Source organism: Geofilum sp. OHC36d9, from assembly GCF_052400685.1.
Taxonomy (GTDB): domain Bacteria; phylum Bacteroidota; class Bacteroidia; order Bacteroidales; family Marinilabiliaceae; genus CAZHHH01.
Genome location: NZ_JBQTGJ010000019.1, coordinates 25,998 through 44,033, shown reverse-complemented (window position 1 = coordinate 44,033; position 18,036 = coordinate 25,998). Strand labels below are relative to the sequence as shown.

Sequence of the window (18,036 nt, the reverse complement as noted above, 5' to 3'; positions counted from 1 at the left end):
AATATGAAATTTAATTAACTATAAATTGATTTGTAACTTAGTTATACTCGACATGAACTGATAATTAATTACACGTACAGCTGTTAAATACCGTTAATTAATCACACAAATATCCATTAAATTGAAATTATTGTAAAACAAAAAACTGTCACAAATGTCTCTTTTCAAGCTTTGAACCTAAATTTTACTAGTGTCAATTTATTTGAATTCTAAATCAACATAATTAGATCAACCTTTAAAATACAATACACAACCATCTATAAAACAACAAACTAGAAGCATAACAGATTGTCACATTATGATATGACACATCTTAATGCGATAACACAAATCACCTAATAAGCCAATTATAAGCAGCATCATTTCAACTAACAAAACAGCTTAAACACAACTCCCCCCCCAGGTGTATCAACTATTTTTAAAAACAACACCAGTTCAATTCTTAACAACATCTAAAAAGCGAACAATACCTTTAAAAAATCAACCAAACCAAATACCGTTAACTATTGTAGACATGTAGACTCTATCACGGGGCTAAGAAAAAAGAACAAACTGAAGATAAATTAAAGTAATACCTAAGAAATAAATTTCAGCAATATCTGAATTTCAAATTTCAGACGTCATAAAAAAATGAATTAGCGTAAGCCCCCGGGACCCTAAATATTGTGCACGACTTTCCTCTGCTGTTACTTTGACGGCAAAAAATGGGGATGACATTATCAACCTTCACACGCCTTTATCAGGCGTATCAGGAATCCGGCCTGAACATAAAGGACTTTTGTGCCAACCAGGCCATAGCCCCGTCAACATTTTACTACTGGCGGCATAAATTAGAAGAGACATCGCAACATCAGCCCACGAGTTTTGTCCCACTGATATTTGATCCCAATCAACCGATCCGAGAACGACAAGCCATTTCAGCTATCACAAAAAATTCGCCAACCTCAAGTAATCTCGCTTCCATTGAATTTGTATTTCCCAATGGCACAAAAATGGTTTTACGAGACAATAATGTCGATATGGGGTTACTAAAAACAATTGTTCATTTATATGATTGAAGCCGATGTTTTATCTACACGATAAACTAAAATACTTTCTTTATCCGGCTCCCGTTGATATGCGCAAGAGTTTCTACACTTTGAGTGGTATCGTAAAGTCCCGGATGAATCGCGATGTTCAAAGCGGAGAGGTTTTTATTTTTGTCAACAAAAGATTAACCACCATGAAAATCCTTCATTTGGAACATGGTGGTTTGGTGATTTATCACAAAAAATTGGAAAGCGGCGTTTTTAAGCTCCCTACCTTTGATGAAGACCTGACATCGGCCGCTATAAGCTGGCATGATTTAATGCTGATTGCACAAAATGTGAAACCCCGAAAAAGACTCCTGAAGCAGCGACAAAAAGAAGCATTTTTTTAGCATTATTAAGCTCGTAAAATTGGCCAAACTACTTGACTTTACTATCTTTAAGCTCACAATCAAGCAAAGATAAATGACCGATTTTTCATCCGACAAAGACTCTTTTGTTCAGGCGCTTCTTCAGGAACGTGACGAACTCTTTCAGGAGCTTTCCCGGCTGCGAAAAATCGATAACGGAGCCATAGATACTCTGGAGGCCCAGAACAAGGAATTAACCTCTGTAGTGGCTGAAAAAGATCAACAAATCAAAAAACTTACCGACCAGCTGGCGTGGTTTCGTCATAAGTATTTCAGTAAATCGTCTGAAAAATTTATAAAGGAAGACCCCAATCAAAGAAAGCTTGATTTTGATGGAATTGAAGTCCTTCCTGAAGAACTAGCAGCCACAGAAGAAGCCGATAAAGAGATTGTTGAATATGAACGACGTAAAGTTGTCAGAGAAAAGAAAAAACCTGTACGTCTTCCTATTCCTGAAGAACTCAGACGAGAAGTCGAAGTGATTGAACCGGAAGGCATTCAAGACAACTGGGAGCGGATAGGTGTTGAAGTGACTGAAATACTTGAACACAAACCCGGAGAGCTGTATGTTCGTCGCATAGAACGTCCTAAATTCGCAACAAAACAACCCGCAGCAGAAAAACAAATTGACCAGTCAATACAGGAAGAAACCGTAGCCATTCGCATTGCAGCTATGCCCATGTTGCCATTACCTCGCAGCAATGCCGGTCCCTCTTTGTTGGCTGAGCTATTGATGAACAAATACTTTTACCACCTCCCTTTTAATCGTCAAATAGCCATGCTAAATATGGTGAATTTTAAATTGGCGGCATCTACCGTTAATGGTTGGTTTCAGGGCGGCTGTGACTTGCTTCGGGCTCTCTACTTTTGTTTAAAGGATAAAGTTCTGGCATCCGACTATATTCAGGTAGATGAAAGCACCATTCCGGTTATCGACAACGAAAAGCATAAAGCCCAAAAGGCCTACCTCTGGATGGTACGTTCAGTGATGGATGATCTGGTATTCTTTCACTACGACAAAGGCTCCCGGGCTCAAAAAGTAGTGGTCGATCTCTTAAAAAAGTTCCAGGGGGCAATTCAAACCGATGGTTATCAGGCATATTCAATTTACGAGCAGAAAAAAGGTGTTTTGCTCTTAGGTTGCTGGGCGCATGCACGTCGAAAATTTTCCGAAAGTGTTTCGGAAGATCAAGCCGGAGCCGAATATGCTTTGGCGCAAATCGCCAAACTCTATAGGGTTGAGCAAATGGCTGACGACCAAAAGTTAAGTTATGAGCAAAGAGCTGAGTTACGAAAACGATTGGCTTATCCGATCATGCGCGCCTTTGAGAAATGGATTGAGGCTTATTATCCCAAAGCGATTCCGGGAGGAAGGATGAGTAAAGCTCTGAGCTATACTTATAACATCTTCGGGCGATTATCACGCTATCATCTTGATGGCCGCTATCTGCCGGATAATAATCTGGCTGAAAATGCCATCCGCCCTTTGGCGGTGGGACGAAAGGGATATCTTTTTTGCGGAAACGATGATGCCGCAGAAAATGCTGCTGTCATGTATTCCTTATTGGGTTGCTGCAAAACCTGTGACGTGAACCCCAGAGAATGGTTGACCTACGTCTTTAGCAAAATTGCTATGTACAACGCCAACTATGAATTAGACCTGGCTGAGCTGTTGCCACACAATTGGAAAAAGACCAACAAGTGTCAGAGTTTTCCAAACAATTCCAACTAATTCCAAAAGATTCCAGTAGAACTTAGAAAATTACAACACCCAGGCAGGCATTCTCCGCTTGGGCCTTTTTTTTATTTTTCCCATACGTATTAGGCCGAATACTTACGTTGATTCCAAGCAAAAAAAAAAAGATCCCTCCAATCACAAAAAGGTGGGAAACTGCGTTTTTAAGAATACTTCTTTCAGTGATGGCCGCACATCGGCCGTCATAAGCAGGCATGATTGAAGGCTAAATCCCTTATTTAATGGGCCGCAAACCACAAAAAATGGTTAACTCATCTATCTCGTAAAATAGCATTATGCTTCGGACAACGCCCACGATGAATTTAGCCCGTCCGAGCTATTGCCTATTAATTGAGAAAAAAAAGAGAATACAAATTGATTGTCGCAAAAAAACATTTTGGAAACAACAGTTACAAAAAAAAGTTTGCATGCTGATGCGATTTAACTTTCATCTCCCTTTGTGAATATCATTCCAATAATCTGAAGGTGTTTGATTTGTTACTCTTTTAAAAGCTCTATAAAAAGACGATTTAGAATTGAACCCACATTTTTCAGCTACTGCATATAGCGTAAATTTTTCATATTTAGGATCTTCTAACCGTCGTTTAACCTCCTCAACACGATAAAAATTAATAAAATCGGTAAATCCCTGATTTAAATTTTGATTAATAGATTGCGATATATTGTGTATTGAATAGTCCATTTTTATGGCTAAATCGCCGATCTTTAAATCCGGTTTTAAATAAATTTTTGATTCGAATACATAATTCTGGATTGAAGTTAATAATTCTTTACTTTCTTCAACACTCAATCGAGAATTTCCATATCTATTCTTATCATCATCATTTATCTGAATGTACGCCTCTTTAAGCTTCGCTCTAACGTTTTTGATCGAATATATAAAAACAAGCCATAAGAGAATCAGAAAAATAATAATCAAAATTAAAACAAAAACACTCTGATACCATTCCGATGTTATCTTTATCGAAATAGATTTCAGACTATCTTCAATCACTGTTCCTGCGCCATCAACAAGGACGATACTAAATAAGTATGTCCCTGGTTTCATCGAATTATAAAAAACTTTATTTTCATTATCCAGATAAACCCATTGATTATTATCGTCACCGAGTCCATTTTTCTCTAATCTTACCGCATATTTACTTTCTTTAAGGTTTGGGATAGATAAATTAACAAAGCGAAAGCCAATATTATTATCCTTTCCTCTTAACTCGAGGTCTGTTAATGCTTCAATACTTTTATTTAACACAACTTCCTTCTCTGCAATCGGTTTGCCTCCTATATAAATGTCGGTAATCACAATGTTGCTAATACCGCTATCCCGAACAACTTTTTGAGGATTAAAATAAACCAAACCTTTCTCATTTCCGATCCAGATCTGATTATCCTTTTGTATAATTGCATTCGGATTAAAAACAAGACCGGGTAATCCATTTGATTTATAAAAATTAATCATCGAGTGATCATTAATTTTATAAAGACTCATGCCTTTTAATGTTCCTATCCAGTATTCTCCCGATTCAATTTCAATCATTGAGCAAACAGAATTATTACTTAATCCATCGTCTTCTGTAATATGGTTAATCACTTTCAAGTTCATATCTACCCGAAAAGCCCCATGCTTTTCAGATAAAATCCACATTGTATTTTTTCTATCCAAATAAAACCCAGTAATTTTAAACCCTGACACGCTAGGGAGATCGGAAATAAGCCCTAAACCATCCGAATTAATTTGATACACACGCGCTCCTGACATACTTCCGATCCACAACCGATTTAAATGATCAACTTTCAAACAATAAATTAACGTATCTGCATCAAGATTCAGTTTACGGATACTAGAAGATTGTGCGATTTCTTTTTTGTATAAGCCACAAAGCGTCCCTATCCAAAGGGTCCCAGAACTATCTTCCTCAAAAGCATAAACACTTTTATTCAAAAAACGATTATCATTCCACGCTGTAATTGAATTTTCGTTAATTTTATATTTATAAATCCCTCCACCATAGGTTCCAAACAAAATTCCATCTTGACTATCATAAAAAGAAAGAACTATTTTACTTTTCATTAAAGAATTATCATTTGAAAAGTAACTAACATTCTTATTATCAACAATTACATACAACCCGTCCCTTGTGCCAATATATTTGGTATTATTTTTAAAATATATTGAGCGTATACTTTTGCTTAGATTATACGATTCATTATCTAAACTATAGGTATTAAACGTTTTATCAAGCAAAGAAGCAAAATTTACACCTCCGGCATATGTCCCAACCCAAAGAGTCGAATTATCATCAATTAGTAAAGAATATATAGCATCAGAAGATATCGAAGTAACATCGTTATCGACATGTTCTACTCTCGCTATTCTTTTTTCTAATACATCATAAATTAACAAGCCGTTAGAATCGGTGCCGATAAATAATTTCGACGAATCATGCGCAAGTGATAAAATTATATCATCCTTAAAATTATTAAATTCGAAATACTCCTTAGTATGCGTATTAAAGCCTACAATACCTTTAGTTGGAGTTCCCAAATAAATAATATCATCAAATTTTGTTATACATGAAAAATCCAAATACTCTTCACCTCGTAATGAGGACATATTATATATCATCGAGCTTTGGTACTTCAAATCATACTGGATCAACCCTCCTTTAGTTGCGACAAATAATTGGTCATCTTCAACTACAAAATCAGTCACTTTGTTTAATAATGCATCAACACTTTTATGAAAACGTATTTGATCAATTTCAAAAGAATGAATATTAATAAGAAAAAATCCTTTTTCGGTAGAACACAGAAGTTTATTCTGCGAGAGCCACAAAAGTTTATCAATTTTTGCTTTTTTTATTAATTCATTATCAAACTCTACAAAATAATTAGTCACTCTGTCCCAATAAAACAATCCAGATTCCGTACCTATCCAAAGTTTATGATCGATATCCTCAGATATTGAAACGACACTATAAATATTATCAGGAAAATAGTGATTGTATGACCTGACTTCTACGCCATCAAATCTATTAATCCCCTCTAGCGTACCAAACCATAAGAACCCATAACTATCTTTAAATATTGTCTTTACAAAATTATTGGACAACCCATCATCAACTGATATATGACTAAATACCATTGATGTTGATTCAGCCATAATTCCCGGAGCTATAACCAATGACAAATAAACTGCCATAACTCTACACAACATCTGCTTTAAACAATATCCCATTTAAAAACAAATAATTTTTCGATTATATTAAAAAATATTTTTAATGCCATTATTTTCTAACTCACTTAGAAGTGACCAATAAGACATCTTGAAATTTTTGTCGTAACATAACGTCTTTAGACTCCAGTATATTTTAGTTTAAATTCAAACAAATAAAACCTTGTAAATAACTGTCCATTGATTCACTTTCAGTTCGTTGCTCAGTGTGAACAAACTTCCGACGGTTAAGATTTGCTCGTTCAGATCTCATCTGTCTGCTTAATCTTTCCAACTTAAGATTTTTTCCAAGCGTGGTTAATAACTCTTTTTGCTTTAACAAATGGATAGTACTACTCATAAAACGGCGATTATTGCTCAAATATAATAAAAATGTATACAATCCTGCCAGTTAAATCACCACAGCCCTAAACAACTAATTATCAACTACTGCCATTTTCTTCCTATTTAAATAATTGTTGTAAACTTCGTTGTTGCGAATGTTCTCACCCAAACCTAAAAGCATTAAAGTCTTTCGAATCCCCTGCACTCTAAAAAATAATAACAAGAATGAACTCAAATCAGGATTGTAACGTAAAGTATCATATTTTAGAAGAAAGCTAGCCGGTTCTTTTTTTTCATAAATGGAAATCGGGACTATAAATCAGACATTAACGCATAAAAAAGCCGGCAAATCAATTGATCTGTCGGCTCTTTTCTTGTATGTCAGTAAAATGGTCGGGGTGACTGGATTCGAACCAGCGGCCCCTACGTCCCGAACGTAGTGCGCTACCGGACTGCGCTACACCCCGATTTTGACGTTGCAAATTTAAAAAAATATATTCATAGAACGCATAAATGCACAAAACAATCGCACAGAAATTTCAACGGCAATGCTAATCACCAATGATGTAAATTCTTACAAAAGGAACAACTGATTTTTTTAATAATTACAGCTCACAATAAATCAATGTCAGGCTCATCGCTCGATGGCATCCGACTAATAACAGTTGCCACACAAGCATCTCCGGTCACATTAACCATGGTACGTACCATGTCGAGAATCCGGTCAACGGGTAAAATTATAGCAATCCAGGCCGGGTTGAGGCCGACCGAACTAAGAACAACCATCATCATAACCACCCCGGCTCCCGGGATTGCGGCAGACCCAATACTTGCCAAAACCGTAGTCATAAGCACGGTGAGTTGTTGGCCCAGGGTTAAATCGACCATGTGCATTTGGGCCAAAAAGACCACGGCTATGGCCTGGTACAAACTTGTGCCATCCATATTAATGGTAGCACCAATGGGCAAAACAAAACCGGTAATCTTGCGATCTACTTTAAGATTTTCTTCAACACACTCAATGGTTACCGGTAATGTAGCAGCACTACTGCTTGTAGAAAAGGCTAACATTTGAGCCGGACTGATACCACGTAAAAAACGACGAAAAGAGATGCCCTTGACCAAAACAGACATCAACGACGGGTATACAACAAATGCCATAAACAGCAAACCTCCCAGCACCGACAACGAATACCAGGTAAGGCCTTTAAAAAGCTCGAAGACCCGTGACGGCTCGTCGCCAGCCATTTCGCTGACCATGCCAGCCATTAGGGCAAAAACAAACCAGGGTGCAGCTTTCATCACCAAATCAACCATCGTAATAAACGCCTGTGTTAAGGCATCCATAACTTTATTTATCAGGGACGTTTGCTGCCTGGGTAAAAACAGCACTGCCACCCCAAAAAAGATGGCAAAAAAGATAATTTGTAACATGCTACGGTTATCCTGCAAGGCTGCAAACACATTGCCAGGGACGATCTCTTCCAAAAAAGTAAGAGGTCCATCCTGCGAAGCCCTCTGCGCGGTTTTCAGACGGGGTTGTATCTGTTCATCCGCCTCACGGCCTGAACGTTGCAAAACCTCCTGCAACAAACCGGCGTAATCGGTCTGTTTCATCAACCAACGTCCATCTTTAGGCTGAAGTCCCTCAGTTTGGAGCCACAACTCATAACTCAGACGATTTTCAATACGCAGCGTTTCGTCAATATGCTTACCGGGTTTAAAGACGTTTACAATAAGAAGTCCAAGCGAAATGGCAAAAACAGTCGTTGCCATGTAAAATAATATGGTGCGTCCCCCCAGACGTCCTAAATTACGCGGATTACCCAGCTGAATAACGCCGCCTACTATTGAAAAAAAGACCAGAGGCACAGCAATCAGCTTCAACAAATTAATAAAAATACGCCCAAATGGGGCAATCCATTGGGCCGTAAAATGTGACCATCCGAGGTAGCCGCCAACAATCGCCCAAATAATCCCAACAATTAATCCGATAATAATTTGAAGATAAAGAGGAATTTTTTTCATGAGAGGGGCTTAAACGTAAAGACCAAAATATTATTAAATCTAATCAATAATTTCACAATATAATTCTGCAAAATACCATTTTAGGACATCTAATTTCACAAAAAACAAGGCAGGCGGGCGCTCCCAAATGATGGAAAGCAAAGGTCACCCACTCTATTTGTATGATTTATTAATTAAGACGGCATCTGCGAGCACAATGGCAGCCATTGCCTCAACAATGGGAACAGCTCTGGGCACAACGCATGGATCGTGACGGCCTTTGGCCTTCATAACCGTTTCGTTGCCGTCTTTATCGACCGTCTTCTGATCCTTTGTAATAGTTGCCACCGGTTTAAAAGCCACATTAAAATAGATGTCTTCGCCATTGGCGATTCCGCCCTGTATGCCCCCCGACCGATTGGTTCTTGTTTTTATCATCCCCTTTTCGGCTGTAAACTCATCATTATGGAGCGAGCCTCTCATTTTGGCGGCATCGAATCCAGTGCCATATTCAAACCCTTTAACAGCATTGATACTAAGCATTGCATGTCCCAGAGTCGCATGAAGCTTATCGAACACTGGATCACCCAGGCCAGCCGGCGCGCCGGCCACCACACAGGTCACAATACCCCCCACCGAATCGTGATCCAAACGGACCGTATCGATATAATCAATCATTTTTTGAGCAGTTTCAGGATCGGGACAACGAACGATATTGGTTTCGGCAACCGATAGATCAAGATCGGTATAGGATTTTTCAAGTTTAAGCGTCCCCACCTGCGACACAAACGCCTGTATCGAAACGCCCATATCACGGAGCATCAGCTTAGCAATGGCACCAGCCACCACCCGGGCAATGGTCTCGCGCGCGGAAGCACGTCCCCCACCTCTATGGTCACGGAGTCCGTACTTAGCCTCATAAGTATAATCGGCATGCGATGGCCGATATAAATCCTTTAAATTACCATAATCACCTGAACGTTGATCTTTATTACGAATAAGAAACGCCAACGGCGTACCTGTGGTCTTCCCCTCAAACACCCCTGACAGAAACTCAACCTGGTCAGATTCATCGCGTGGTGTGGTTATGGCACTCTGTCCCGGACGTCGTCGATTCAGTTCTCCCTGAATAAAATTCATATCCAAAACCAAACCAGGTAATACCCCTTCAATAATACCACCTACACCAACCCCATGTGACTCGCCAAAAGAAGTCAGCTTATATAAAGTTCCAAAACTATTTCCAGCCATACAATTTCAAATTATCAGATTATAACAATTGACGCTTACGATTAATAACCAGCATAACGTCTGAGGTCAAAAATAATGTATGAATTGGTAAGAAACAAAAAGAGGGTCTTGAAAAGGAATCTTTATTCGCTATAAAATTGTAATATCGGTCTATCGATAAACAATAGCTTTATATTCAGTGTCAGCAAGAAAGCTCAAGTGCTTGATAAGAAATTTTCAAATTCAGGCTTTATAAGTCCAAAGAATGTGATTCTGCGAAAATAAATGACCATTTTTAAGACTAACATGATGCCGAATTTGAACTTCTATTGCAAGCAGGACATAGTGACTCTCCATAAAGTTGGTAGTTTGATTATAAAGTGCAAATTCAAGGCTTGCGCAGTTCGAAAAATGTGAGCTTACCGGTATAAATGATTATTTTAAGAGAGAGCGTAACGCAGAAGTTGCACTTTTATAGACGGACTCTACATAACATACAATTAATTTGAACGCATTAATATCGATAATCCATTAATACACATAATCAAAAGAGGCTGCACCAAATGGAGCAGCCTCTTTTAATATTATTAACGCCAAAAGATTAATGGCATCCGCAACTATCACCACAACCAGAATCACAACCATCGCCATGGCTGCTGCAACTGCTAGTTACAGCCACTAATTCATCTTCGGTAGCTTCACGAACAGACAAGATAGCGCCAGAAAAATGCAGATTATCGCCAGCCAAAGGGTGGTTAAAATCCATTTTGACAGCGTCATCGCTAACTTCCAGTATAATACCGTTCAAACGGTTACCATTGGCATCCTGCATGGGAACTGAATTTCCAACTGTCAACATTTCCTCATCAACAGAACCGTTTACTTCAAAAATATTTTTAGGCAAATCGACAATAGCATCTTCATTGACCTCACCGTAAGCATCCTTAGCTTTCAGTTCAAAATCAAATTTATCACCGGCCTTCATCCCATCCAGTTTCTCTTCAAACATTTCGAGCATACGTCCGGCACCAAACACAAATTCCAGCGGACTGTCGGCACTCGTTTCTTCAATCATTTCTCCCTGAGCACCATCAAGACGTAGTTGATAGGTAAGCGATACAAATTTGTTTCTTCCAATTTCCATGGTAGTATTCCTTTTAAAATTTAATGCATAAAGATGCTATAATAAACAAAACAGCACATATAAGGTTTTGGCATACGCCAGAAAGATGCAAAGAAAAGGAGAATTTAGTTCTTATCAAAAAACAACTTAAGCCCAACCGGTCATTTAACACTTTTTTTAATGGAAACAGAAGTTTCACCCAACCGATATCGGGAAACCAAGCGACAAAGCTATGGCACATTCCAAAAACACGAATTACCTAAGCTGAAATACCAACCAACTTTCAGAACTCACAAACCAAAGGAATTTCAAGTGTCAATGCTATCAACAAAACTTATTTTTCTTAATTTCGAACATTCAAACAAAAAAAATAGCAGACTGGAATCTTGAAATATGTTAAACAAGGTAATAATCATCACAGGCGCCTCATCAGGAATTGGCATGGCCTGTGCCCGGGAAATGGCCCGACGAGGAGCGCTCGTGTCATTGGGAGCACGCTCATTTGACAAATTGCAGGCACTTCAACAGGAACTAGAACAAGAAGGTCACCAGGTGGAAATAACCCGTACCGATGTCAGCCAGGAGGCCGACTGTCGACAATTGGTTGAGAACACCATAAAACGCTTTGGAAAAATCGACATTCTGATTAATAATGCCGGCCTATCAATGCGCGCCATATTCACGGAATTGGACTTATCAGTCATGAAAAGCCTCATGGATGTTAATTTTTGGGGAACAGTATATTGTACCAAATATGCGCTCCCCTATATTCTCAAAGAAAAAGGTTCGGTGGTAGGAATCTCATCCATAGCGGGGTTTATAGGATTACCCGGGCGTGCCGGTTATTCAGCCAGCAAATTTGCGATGCAGGGTTTTCTGGAAACAATACGCGTCGAAAACCGAAAACAAGGTCTTCACGTTTTGATTACAGCCCCCGGCTTTACGGCGTCTAATGTACGTAAGTCGGCCCTCACAGCCGATGGTTCGCAGCAGGGAGAAACGCCACGCGCCGAAAATAAAATGATGAGTGCCCAAGAGGTGGCGGTTCACATTTCAAAAGCCATCATTAAAAGGAAAAGAACGCTTATACTTACCTTTGCCGAAGGTAAATTCACCGTCTTCATGCATAAATGGTGGCCATCGCTTCTGGACCGGCTCAGTTATATGCACATGGCAAAGGAGCCCAATTCTCCGTTCCACTGATTCGTGAAACACAAGAATAAATTGCCTAAAACAAACCACTTCAAGGCTAAAATGAAACAATATTAAACCAGACTTCGTTTTCCGAAACATTCTGGTATAGATGAATATAAAACCACAAAAAGCAGTTGAAAATTTTTATCTTTCCAACTGCTTTTTGTGGTTTTATTTCTCTGCAACTATTATTTGTGTGGTCTTAACCAAATTCCAAACAAATTTCACAATTGCTATATCAGACGACACTAATCAAGTACCTGTCCATAAAATTGAAAACTTAAGTAAAAAAGTAAATTCACTAATGTAAATCACTCAATACAGGAGAAGCCTGACGCAAAAAATGCCCCTTCCGGCAAGCCCTATCTACAATATCAGATTTTCTTCACCCGAACAGCGTTCAAACCTTTTAAACCTTGTTCCAGTTCAAACGAAACTTTGTCGTTTTCAACGATCTCTTCAGTGAGGCTGCTCACATGAACAAAGAACTTTTCATTTGTCTCATTTTCTTTAATGAACCCATATCCTTTTTCATTATTGAAAAACTCAACTTTTCCCATTCGAATGGGGTCCACTTCTTCTTTTTCTCTTTTTGGAACGCCAAGCTCTATATCTTCAGCCTTTAATTTTTTTCTTTTTGTTGGATCCGGTGGCGTGTCAGAAAAATTTCCAAATTCATTAACATAGGTTATCATACTCTCTAGTCCTGAATTTTTGGGAAGCGCCTTACGTTCTTCTCTTTTTGCTTCTTTGTCCTGACGTTTCTTCAAACGCTTTTTCTCTTTTTCTTTCTTGTTATAAGTTTCTTGTGATTTTCCCATTAATTATTATTTTTTGTTTAATACTTGCTAATGCAACGAAGCATTGGCTTTATTCATTCATTTATTTTTGACATTCTCCACCCGGATCTGTTGCTATAATCAAATTTGCATTCGCTTCGGTTACGGTGACTGCACTTATCCTAATACCCAAAAAATCAGGACTACAAGTTAAGTTGAAAAAATATAACTTCAGCAATTTTGTCATCGTAAAATAGATTCAACCTAATCTTTTATCCGGGCTGAACATCAAAAGCCACAATCAAAGATTACGAAGATCAGTTTTCGACCTGATCTATTGACTACGATGCAGAGGTTAAAAACAATCTCAGCGCCTAACAAAAAAGCAATATTAATTTATAAAAAACATTGATTTCAGACCAGACTATCTGTCCATTATGAATTGATCACCTAACACCTAAAACTTAAATAATTAAGTCCGGATAAAAAAGGACGAGCACTTGACAATATCTTTATTGAAAGATTGTGGCATCTTGTAAACCGGAAATATTAACACCTATAACCGCCAGAGCATGGAATTGAAGTATTCTCTGGATTACGCAATTTCTTCTATTATTCAATCACAAAAATGCCATCAAGACATAAAAAACAAATTCAGCCTCAAATGTATGAAAAAATTAGATAATTACTCACTGCTTGCCATGCGTTTTCTTTAACATGATCCGGCAGAAAGCTAAAAGCCCTGACAAATTAGTCAGGGCTCAGTTCAACACCTCCGTTAACAGGTGTTATCGTTTTAAAATATCATTTTTGTATCTGCCTCAAAAATTTCCGGGCAAACATTCTGAACGACTACAATCGCCTTAAACCTTTGGTTTGATCTTTATCAGTCACTTCCATAACACTAATGGCATAACCACCACCGGGGGCGCATTTCTGCGTCAGTTTTGATTTATTACTGACCAATACCTTACGAATGCGATACGATTGCGGATTATCACGATAATGGGCATCTTTTCCATCGGCGTAGATGGTGGCCACATAAGTTTTACCGGGATTCAGAAAATCAAAGCTGATATTGGAAGTATAGCCATTTTCATCCACGGTAGTGCCAATGAACCAATTATTGGAATCTTTGGCTTTTCGTGCAATAGTGATGTAATCGCCGGGCTCGGCGGCCAGCACTTTAGTATCGTCCCAATCAACAGCCACATCTTTAATAAACTGGAAAGCATCCAGAAACATATTATAATTCTCGGGCAAATCAGCCGCCATTTGCAGCGGACTGTACATGGTAACATACAATGCCAGCTGGCGGGCAATGGTTGAACGAACCCATGAGTGATTGTCGGGATTCAGCTTACTAATATCGGTAACAAAAATACCTGGCGTATAGTCCATGGGGCCACCAATGAGTCGGGTAAACGGCAGTATGGTGGTGTGATCGGGATGACTGCCGCCAAAGGCTTCGTATTCGGTACCACGAGCCGACTCATTACCAATCAGGTTGGGATAGGTACGAGACAGACCGGTTGGGCGCACCGCCTCGTGCGCGTTAACCATAATTTTATAATCAGCGGCCTTTGTCACGGCATACAAATAATGATTAATCATCCACTGGCCATAATGATACTCGCCACGGGGAATAATATCTCCCACGTAACCACTCTTCACGGCATTATAGCCATTATCCACCATAAACTGATAAGCCTGATCCATGTGACGTTCATAGTTACGTACCGAACTCGACGTTTCGTGGTGCATCATTAATTTCACACCTTTAGAGGCGGCATAACCATTCAGCATCTTAACATCAAAATCGGGATAAGGCGTCACAAAATCAAATACATAATCTTTGGATTTACCAAACCAATCCTCCCAGCCAATGTTCCAGCCTTCCACCAGCACGGCATCAAAGCCATGGCGGGCTGCAAAATCAATGTAATACTTAACGCGTTCGTTGTTCGCAGCATGCTTTCCGTTGGGTTTCAATTTTGAATAGTCGGTCTCACCGAGCTTCACCGATGGCACATCGGCATATGCCCAACTGCTTTTACCGGTAATCATTTCCCACCAAACGCCAATATACTTAACCGGTTTAATCCAGGATGTATCTTTATATTTGGTTGGCTCGTTCAGGTTAAGCGTTATTTTGGATTCCAAAATATCTGCTGCCCGATCGCTGACGATAACTGTACGCCACGGCGAATGGCAGGGTGCCTGCATATAACACATATTGCCTATTGCATCGGGAGTTAAGTGCGATTCAAACACCAGCTTTTCATCATCCAGAATCAGATGCATGCAACTGTAATTTACCAATGCAGCTTCGTGAAGATTAATGTACAAACCATCATCACTTTTCATCATCAAAGCCGTTTGAACGCCGGTAGGCGAAAAGGAGGTTTGTGAAGCATTGCCTGTAATAGCACCATCCATTAGCCCCCTGATTTCGGTCAATTTAGAAGTTGTATAATCGTATTCCTGCGTATCATAATCCCCTGGAATCCAGAAAGCCGTATGATCGCCGGCCATCGCAAACTGAGAATGCTCTTCTTTAATCACAAAATAAGTCAGATTATCCTGTTCAGGCCATTCGTATCGAAAGCCCAACCCATCGTCGAATAAACGAAAACGAATATTCATAACACGGTTTGTTTCGGTCTGGCTCAAGGTCACTAACATTTCCTGGTAATGGTTGCGTATGGTTTTCCACTCACCCCACACCGGCTCCCATGTTTCATCAAAGGCGTCCCGTTTAACAGCCGTCACCTTAAAACCACCCATTAAATCGACGGCATCGGTTAATGACAATCCTAAACCACTCTCCTTAATCACCGCTTTACCTTTGTAGTCTAACCGATAAACGGGGCGCCCATCCTTTACATCAAAATGAAGAACCAATTCTTTGTTGGGCGATTGCAATTCTTCGGCTCGCGTAACTGATAACATGGCTAATGCACTAATAAATATTAACAATAACTTTTTCATATGTTTACAATTTGTTTTTCAGTTGTCATATGGAACTCGCCAGGATAATCATACTTCTGTGTGTGAAGCTATTCCCAGGGCTCGTTTCATAATTCTTATTTTTACGATGATTAACTGACATCATTTTAAAATGAAGCTACGACAAATGTATCAGACAACCACAAACAAAACTAAGGTATAAAGTAAAAAAGTAGTAAAAACGAAAAGACATAAAATAAGAACAGACTACATATCAGCATATTGCATAAAAAGCTTAGTAAAAACAAGCCTCAAAAAGGTAGTCTAAACAAAGTTTTAAATGCCCGGTTTAACACCAATTTTCATCACTTTTTCTTCAAAGTGTTGACGTTCGCCAGCCGCTTTATTTCTAACTCTGGTACGATAATTATAGATGGTGGAGACAGAATATCTCAAGAAATCAGCAATTTTATCACTGTCGCTGATTCCCAATCGAATAAGAGCATAAATACGAAGTTCAGTGTTAAGCAACTCGCCAGGTTTAAGCACCACCTGCTCATTGGGATTAAGTAAAGCATTAAATTCTTTCACAAAATCAGGAAACAAATGAAGGAAAGCATCATCAAAACCGTTGTAAAACTCTCGGAGTTCATCATCCACTATTTCAGAGGATTTCAATGCCTCCAGCAGGTCATCTTTAGGCCCTGCGGCCATCTTCCTCACCCAACGCCGAAAATGATCCATTTTATCGAGATAAAGAGAACATTGTTGCATGTATCTACCAATATAAGCCTCCTTGATAAAACTATTTTCGGTAATGATCTGATTTAAATCTTTGAGATTTTCATTTCGCAGACTTAATTCCCCGTTAATCATTTCCAGTCGTTCATTGGCGTTACTCAACGCTTTTCGCGCCCGGCCCAAACGTGACACCTGCCATAACACAAGGGCCACCGCCATAAACAAAATTACAGCCAGTAACGTTATCGTCATCAACTGTTTACGTAACTGCTGCTGCTGACGCTGCACCATCGCCTCATACGAATTGGCAATGATGGGGTAAATCTCTGAAATACGAATGGTTCGAAGCCGTGCGTTTCCGGCCGTGGCATCCTTCAGCGACACTTGCAGATAACGATACGCCCGTTCAATGTCGCCATGTTCAAATAAACGTTCAGCCAACCGCCACAATGAGATGTATTCTCTCACAGCGGCCCTTACATCATAAACCGATGACAAGGCCAGATAATACAACTCCATTTCACTATTGCCCAGTCCATGCCAGGCATCGGCAATGGTATAACAGACAATGGCCTTTTGATGAGTTGTACCCTGAAGATCGTTATGATCTGACAAAAGCAAATTAATTGCATCACGATACTCACCTTTAGCAATCATGGCATCAGCCTTAACCACTTTTACATCTTCACTGTACGACCCGGAAGCCAGAATAATACTATCGCGATAGTTTTGCGTTAAAGTCTGATAGCTCTTCTTTTCGCCCTGAAAAATGGAATAATCGGCCAAGGCACCATATAAAGTTCTGCAGAGATGATAATAAGCCAATTGTACCTTAGGCGTCATTGCCGGGCGGGAAACCCGCCTGAGCCATTCAACAGCCTCCAGATACATGCCTGTTGAATTATAGACCGACACCATATTTAACAGAGCCTCCTGGTACCAATCGGCCCGACCGTTAGTTTGGGCACTAGCAACCCGTTGTCGGGCGAAGTAAAAAGCCGAGTCGGTATTATAGGGTAAATATTCAAAAAACAGTTTGCCCAAAAGCAAGAAAACCGAGTCCTGAGATGTCGACTCATTCAACTCAACTTTAATAGCATCCACACGGTTTTCTTTCTCCCTAATAAACTCATTCTTCCGTAAAAGAGTAGAATCCAGTACTCGCAAAGCCGAGTCAACCGAAAACGACTGACCATCCAAACAAGCGACAGATAAAAAAAAGAATAATACAAAGGCTGACTGCTTCATAACAAGTTGCAGTTA

Annotated in this window: 11 protein-coding genes and 1 tRNA gene; 4 read left to right on the top strand and 8 right to left on the bottom strand. The window is 39.4% G+C overall.

Translation table 11 applies throughout. The features are described 5' to 3' along the window. The first annotated feature begins 704 nt into the window (after window positions 1-704). From tnpA to tnpC, 3 genes are all read left to right on the top strand, one after another. The gene (tnpA, locus tag ACT3CD_RS14575; RefSeq protein ID WP_444646383.1) at window positions 705-1,058 is read left to right on the top strand and encodes an IS66 family insertion sequence element accessory protein TnpA; all 354 of its coding nucleotides are present in this window, start codon (window positions 705-707) and stop codon (window positions 1,056-1,058) included. A 5-nt stretch (window positions 1,059-1,063) separates the two neighbouring features. Beyond that, window positions 1,064-1,420, top strand: coding sequence for an IS66 family insertion sequence element accessory protein TnpB (gene tnpB / locus ACT3CD_RS14570; protein WP_444646382.1), 357 nt, complete (start codon window positions 1,064-1,066; stop codon window positions 1,418-1,420). A 73-nt stretch (window positions 1,421-1,493) separates the two neighbouring features. Then, window positions 1,494-3,170, top strand: coding sequence for an IS66 family transposase (gene tnpC, locus ACT3CD_RS14565; protein ID WP_444646381.1), 1,677 nt, complete (start codon window positions 1,494-1,496; stop codon window positions 3,168-3,170). A 451-nt stretch (window positions 3,171-3,621) separates the two neighbouring features. Here the strand turns inward: tnpC and ACT3CD_RS14560 are convergent, their stop codons facing one another. The 5 genes from ACT3CD_RS14560 to ACT3CD_RS14540 all read right to left on the bottom strand — a co-directional run bounded on the left by ACT3CD_RS14560 (window position 3,622) and on the right by ACT3CD_RS14540 (window position 11,131). Continuing rightward, a complete protein-coding gene (locus tag ACT3CD_RS14560; RefSeq protein WP_444646380.1) occupies window positions 3,622-6,429 on the bottom strand; it encodes a ligand-binding sensor domain-containing protein in 2,808 nt (935 codons plus the stop codon). A gap of 711 nt (window positions 6,430-7,140) precedes the next feature. Continuing rightward, window positions 7,141-7,217, bottom strand: a tRNA-Pro gene (locus tag ACT3CD_RS14555). A 145-nt stretch (window positions 7,218-7,362) separates the two neighbouring features. Beyond that, complete coding sequence (locus ACT3CD_RS14550) at window positions 7,363-8,778, bottom strand: dicarboxylate/amino acid:cation symporter (RefSeq protein ID WP_444646379.1); 1,416 nt, start codon at window positions 8,776-8,778, stop codon at window positions 7,363-7,365. A gap of 153 nt (window positions 8,779-8,931) precedes the next feature. Beyond that, window positions 8,932-10,008, bottom strand: coding sequence for a chorismate synthase (aroC, locus tag ACT3CD_RS14545; protein WP_444646378.1), 1,077 nt, complete (start codon window positions 10,006-10,008; stop codon window positions 8,932-8,934). Window positions 10,009-10,588: 580 nt separating this feature from the next. After that, a complete protein-coding gene (locus ACT3CD_RS14540) occupies window positions 10,589-11,131 on the bottom strand; it encodes an FKBP-type peptidyl-prolyl cis-trans isomerase (RefSeq protein ID WP_444646377.1) in 543 nt (180 codons plus the stop codon). Between the two features lie 372 nt (window positions 11,132-11,503). On the opposite strand from ACT3CD_RS14540, the gene ACT3CD_RS14535 reads away from it, so the two are divergent. Then, entirely contained in the window at window positions 11,504-12,313 is an 810-nt protein-coding gene (locus tag ACT3CD_RS14535) for an SDR family oxidoreductase (protein ID WP_444646376.1), read from the top strand. Between the two features lie 365 nt (window positions 12,314-12,678). On the opposite strand, the gene ACT3CD_RS14530 is transcribed toward ACT3CD_RS14535, so the two are convergent. From ACT3CD_RS14530 to ACT3CD_RS14520, 3 genes are all read right to left on the bottom strand, one after another. Next, window positions 12,679-13,125, bottom strand: a complete 447-nt coding sequence (locus ACT3CD_RS14530) for a cold-shock protein (RefSeq protein WP_444646375.1) — start codon at window positions 13,123-13,125, stop codon at window positions 12,679-12,681. A gap of 810 nt (window positions 13,126-13,935) precedes the next feature. Next, a complete protein-coding gene (locus ACT3CD_RS14525; RefSeq protein WP_444646374.1) occupies window positions 13,936-16,074 on the bottom strand; it encodes a glycoside hydrolase family 97 protein in 2,139 nt (712 codons plus the stop codon). A gap of 294 nt (window positions 16,075-16,368) precedes the next feature. Next, window positions 16,369-18,021 carry a DUF6377 domain-containing protein gene (locus tag ACT3CD_RS14520; RefSeq protein WP_444646373.1) on the bottom strand — a complete coding sequence of 551 codons (1,653 nt, stop codon included), beginning with the start codon at window positions 18,019-18,021 and terminating at the stop codon, window positions 16,369-16,371. Window positions 18,022-18,036 lie beyond the last annotated feature (15 nt).

Coding starts and splice junctions, on each gene's coding strand:
- ACT3CD_RS14530 (WP_444646375.1), bottom strand. CDS start 13,125: ATGGGAAAATCACAAGAAACTTATAACAAGAAAGAAAAAGAGAAAAAG.
- ACT3CD_RS14525 (WP_444646374.1), bottom strand. CDS start 16,074: ATGAAAAAGTTATTGTTAATATTTATTAGTGCATTAGCCATGTTATCA.
- ACT3CD_RS14560 (WP_444646380.1), bottom strand. CDS start 6,429: ATGGGATATTGTTTAAAGCAGATGTTGTGTAGAGTTATGGCAGTTTAT.
- tnpC (WP_444646381.1), top strand. CDS start 1,494: ATGACCGATTTTTCATCCGACAAAGACTCTTTTGTTCAGGCGCTTCTT.
- ACT3CD_RS14550 (WP_444646379.1), bottom strand. CDS start 8,778: ATGAAAAAAATTCCTCTTTATCTTCAAATTATTATCGGATTAATTGTT.
- ACT3CD_RS14535 (WP_444646376.1), top strand. CDS start 11,504: ATGTTAAACAAGGTAATAATCATCACAGGCGCCTCATCAGGAATTGGC.
- aroC (WP_444646378.1), bottom strand. CDS start 10,008: ATGGCTGGAAATAGTTTTGGAACTTTATATAAGCTGACTTCTTTTGGC.
- tnpB (WP_444646382.1), top strand. CDS start 1,064: ATGTTTTATCTACACGATAAACTAAAATACTTTCTTTATCCGGCTCCC.
- tnpA (WP_444646383.1), top strand. CDS start 705: ATGGGGATGACATTATCAACCTTCACACGCCTTTATCAGGCGTATCAG.
- ACT3CD_RS14520 (WP_444646373.1), bottom strand. CDS start 18,021: ATGAAGCAGTCAGCCTTTGTATTATTCTTTTTTTTATCTGTCGCTTGT.
- ACT3CD_RS14540 (WP_444646377.1), bottom strand. CDS start 11,131: ATGGAAATTGGAAGAAACAAATTTGTATCGCTTACCTATCAACTACGT.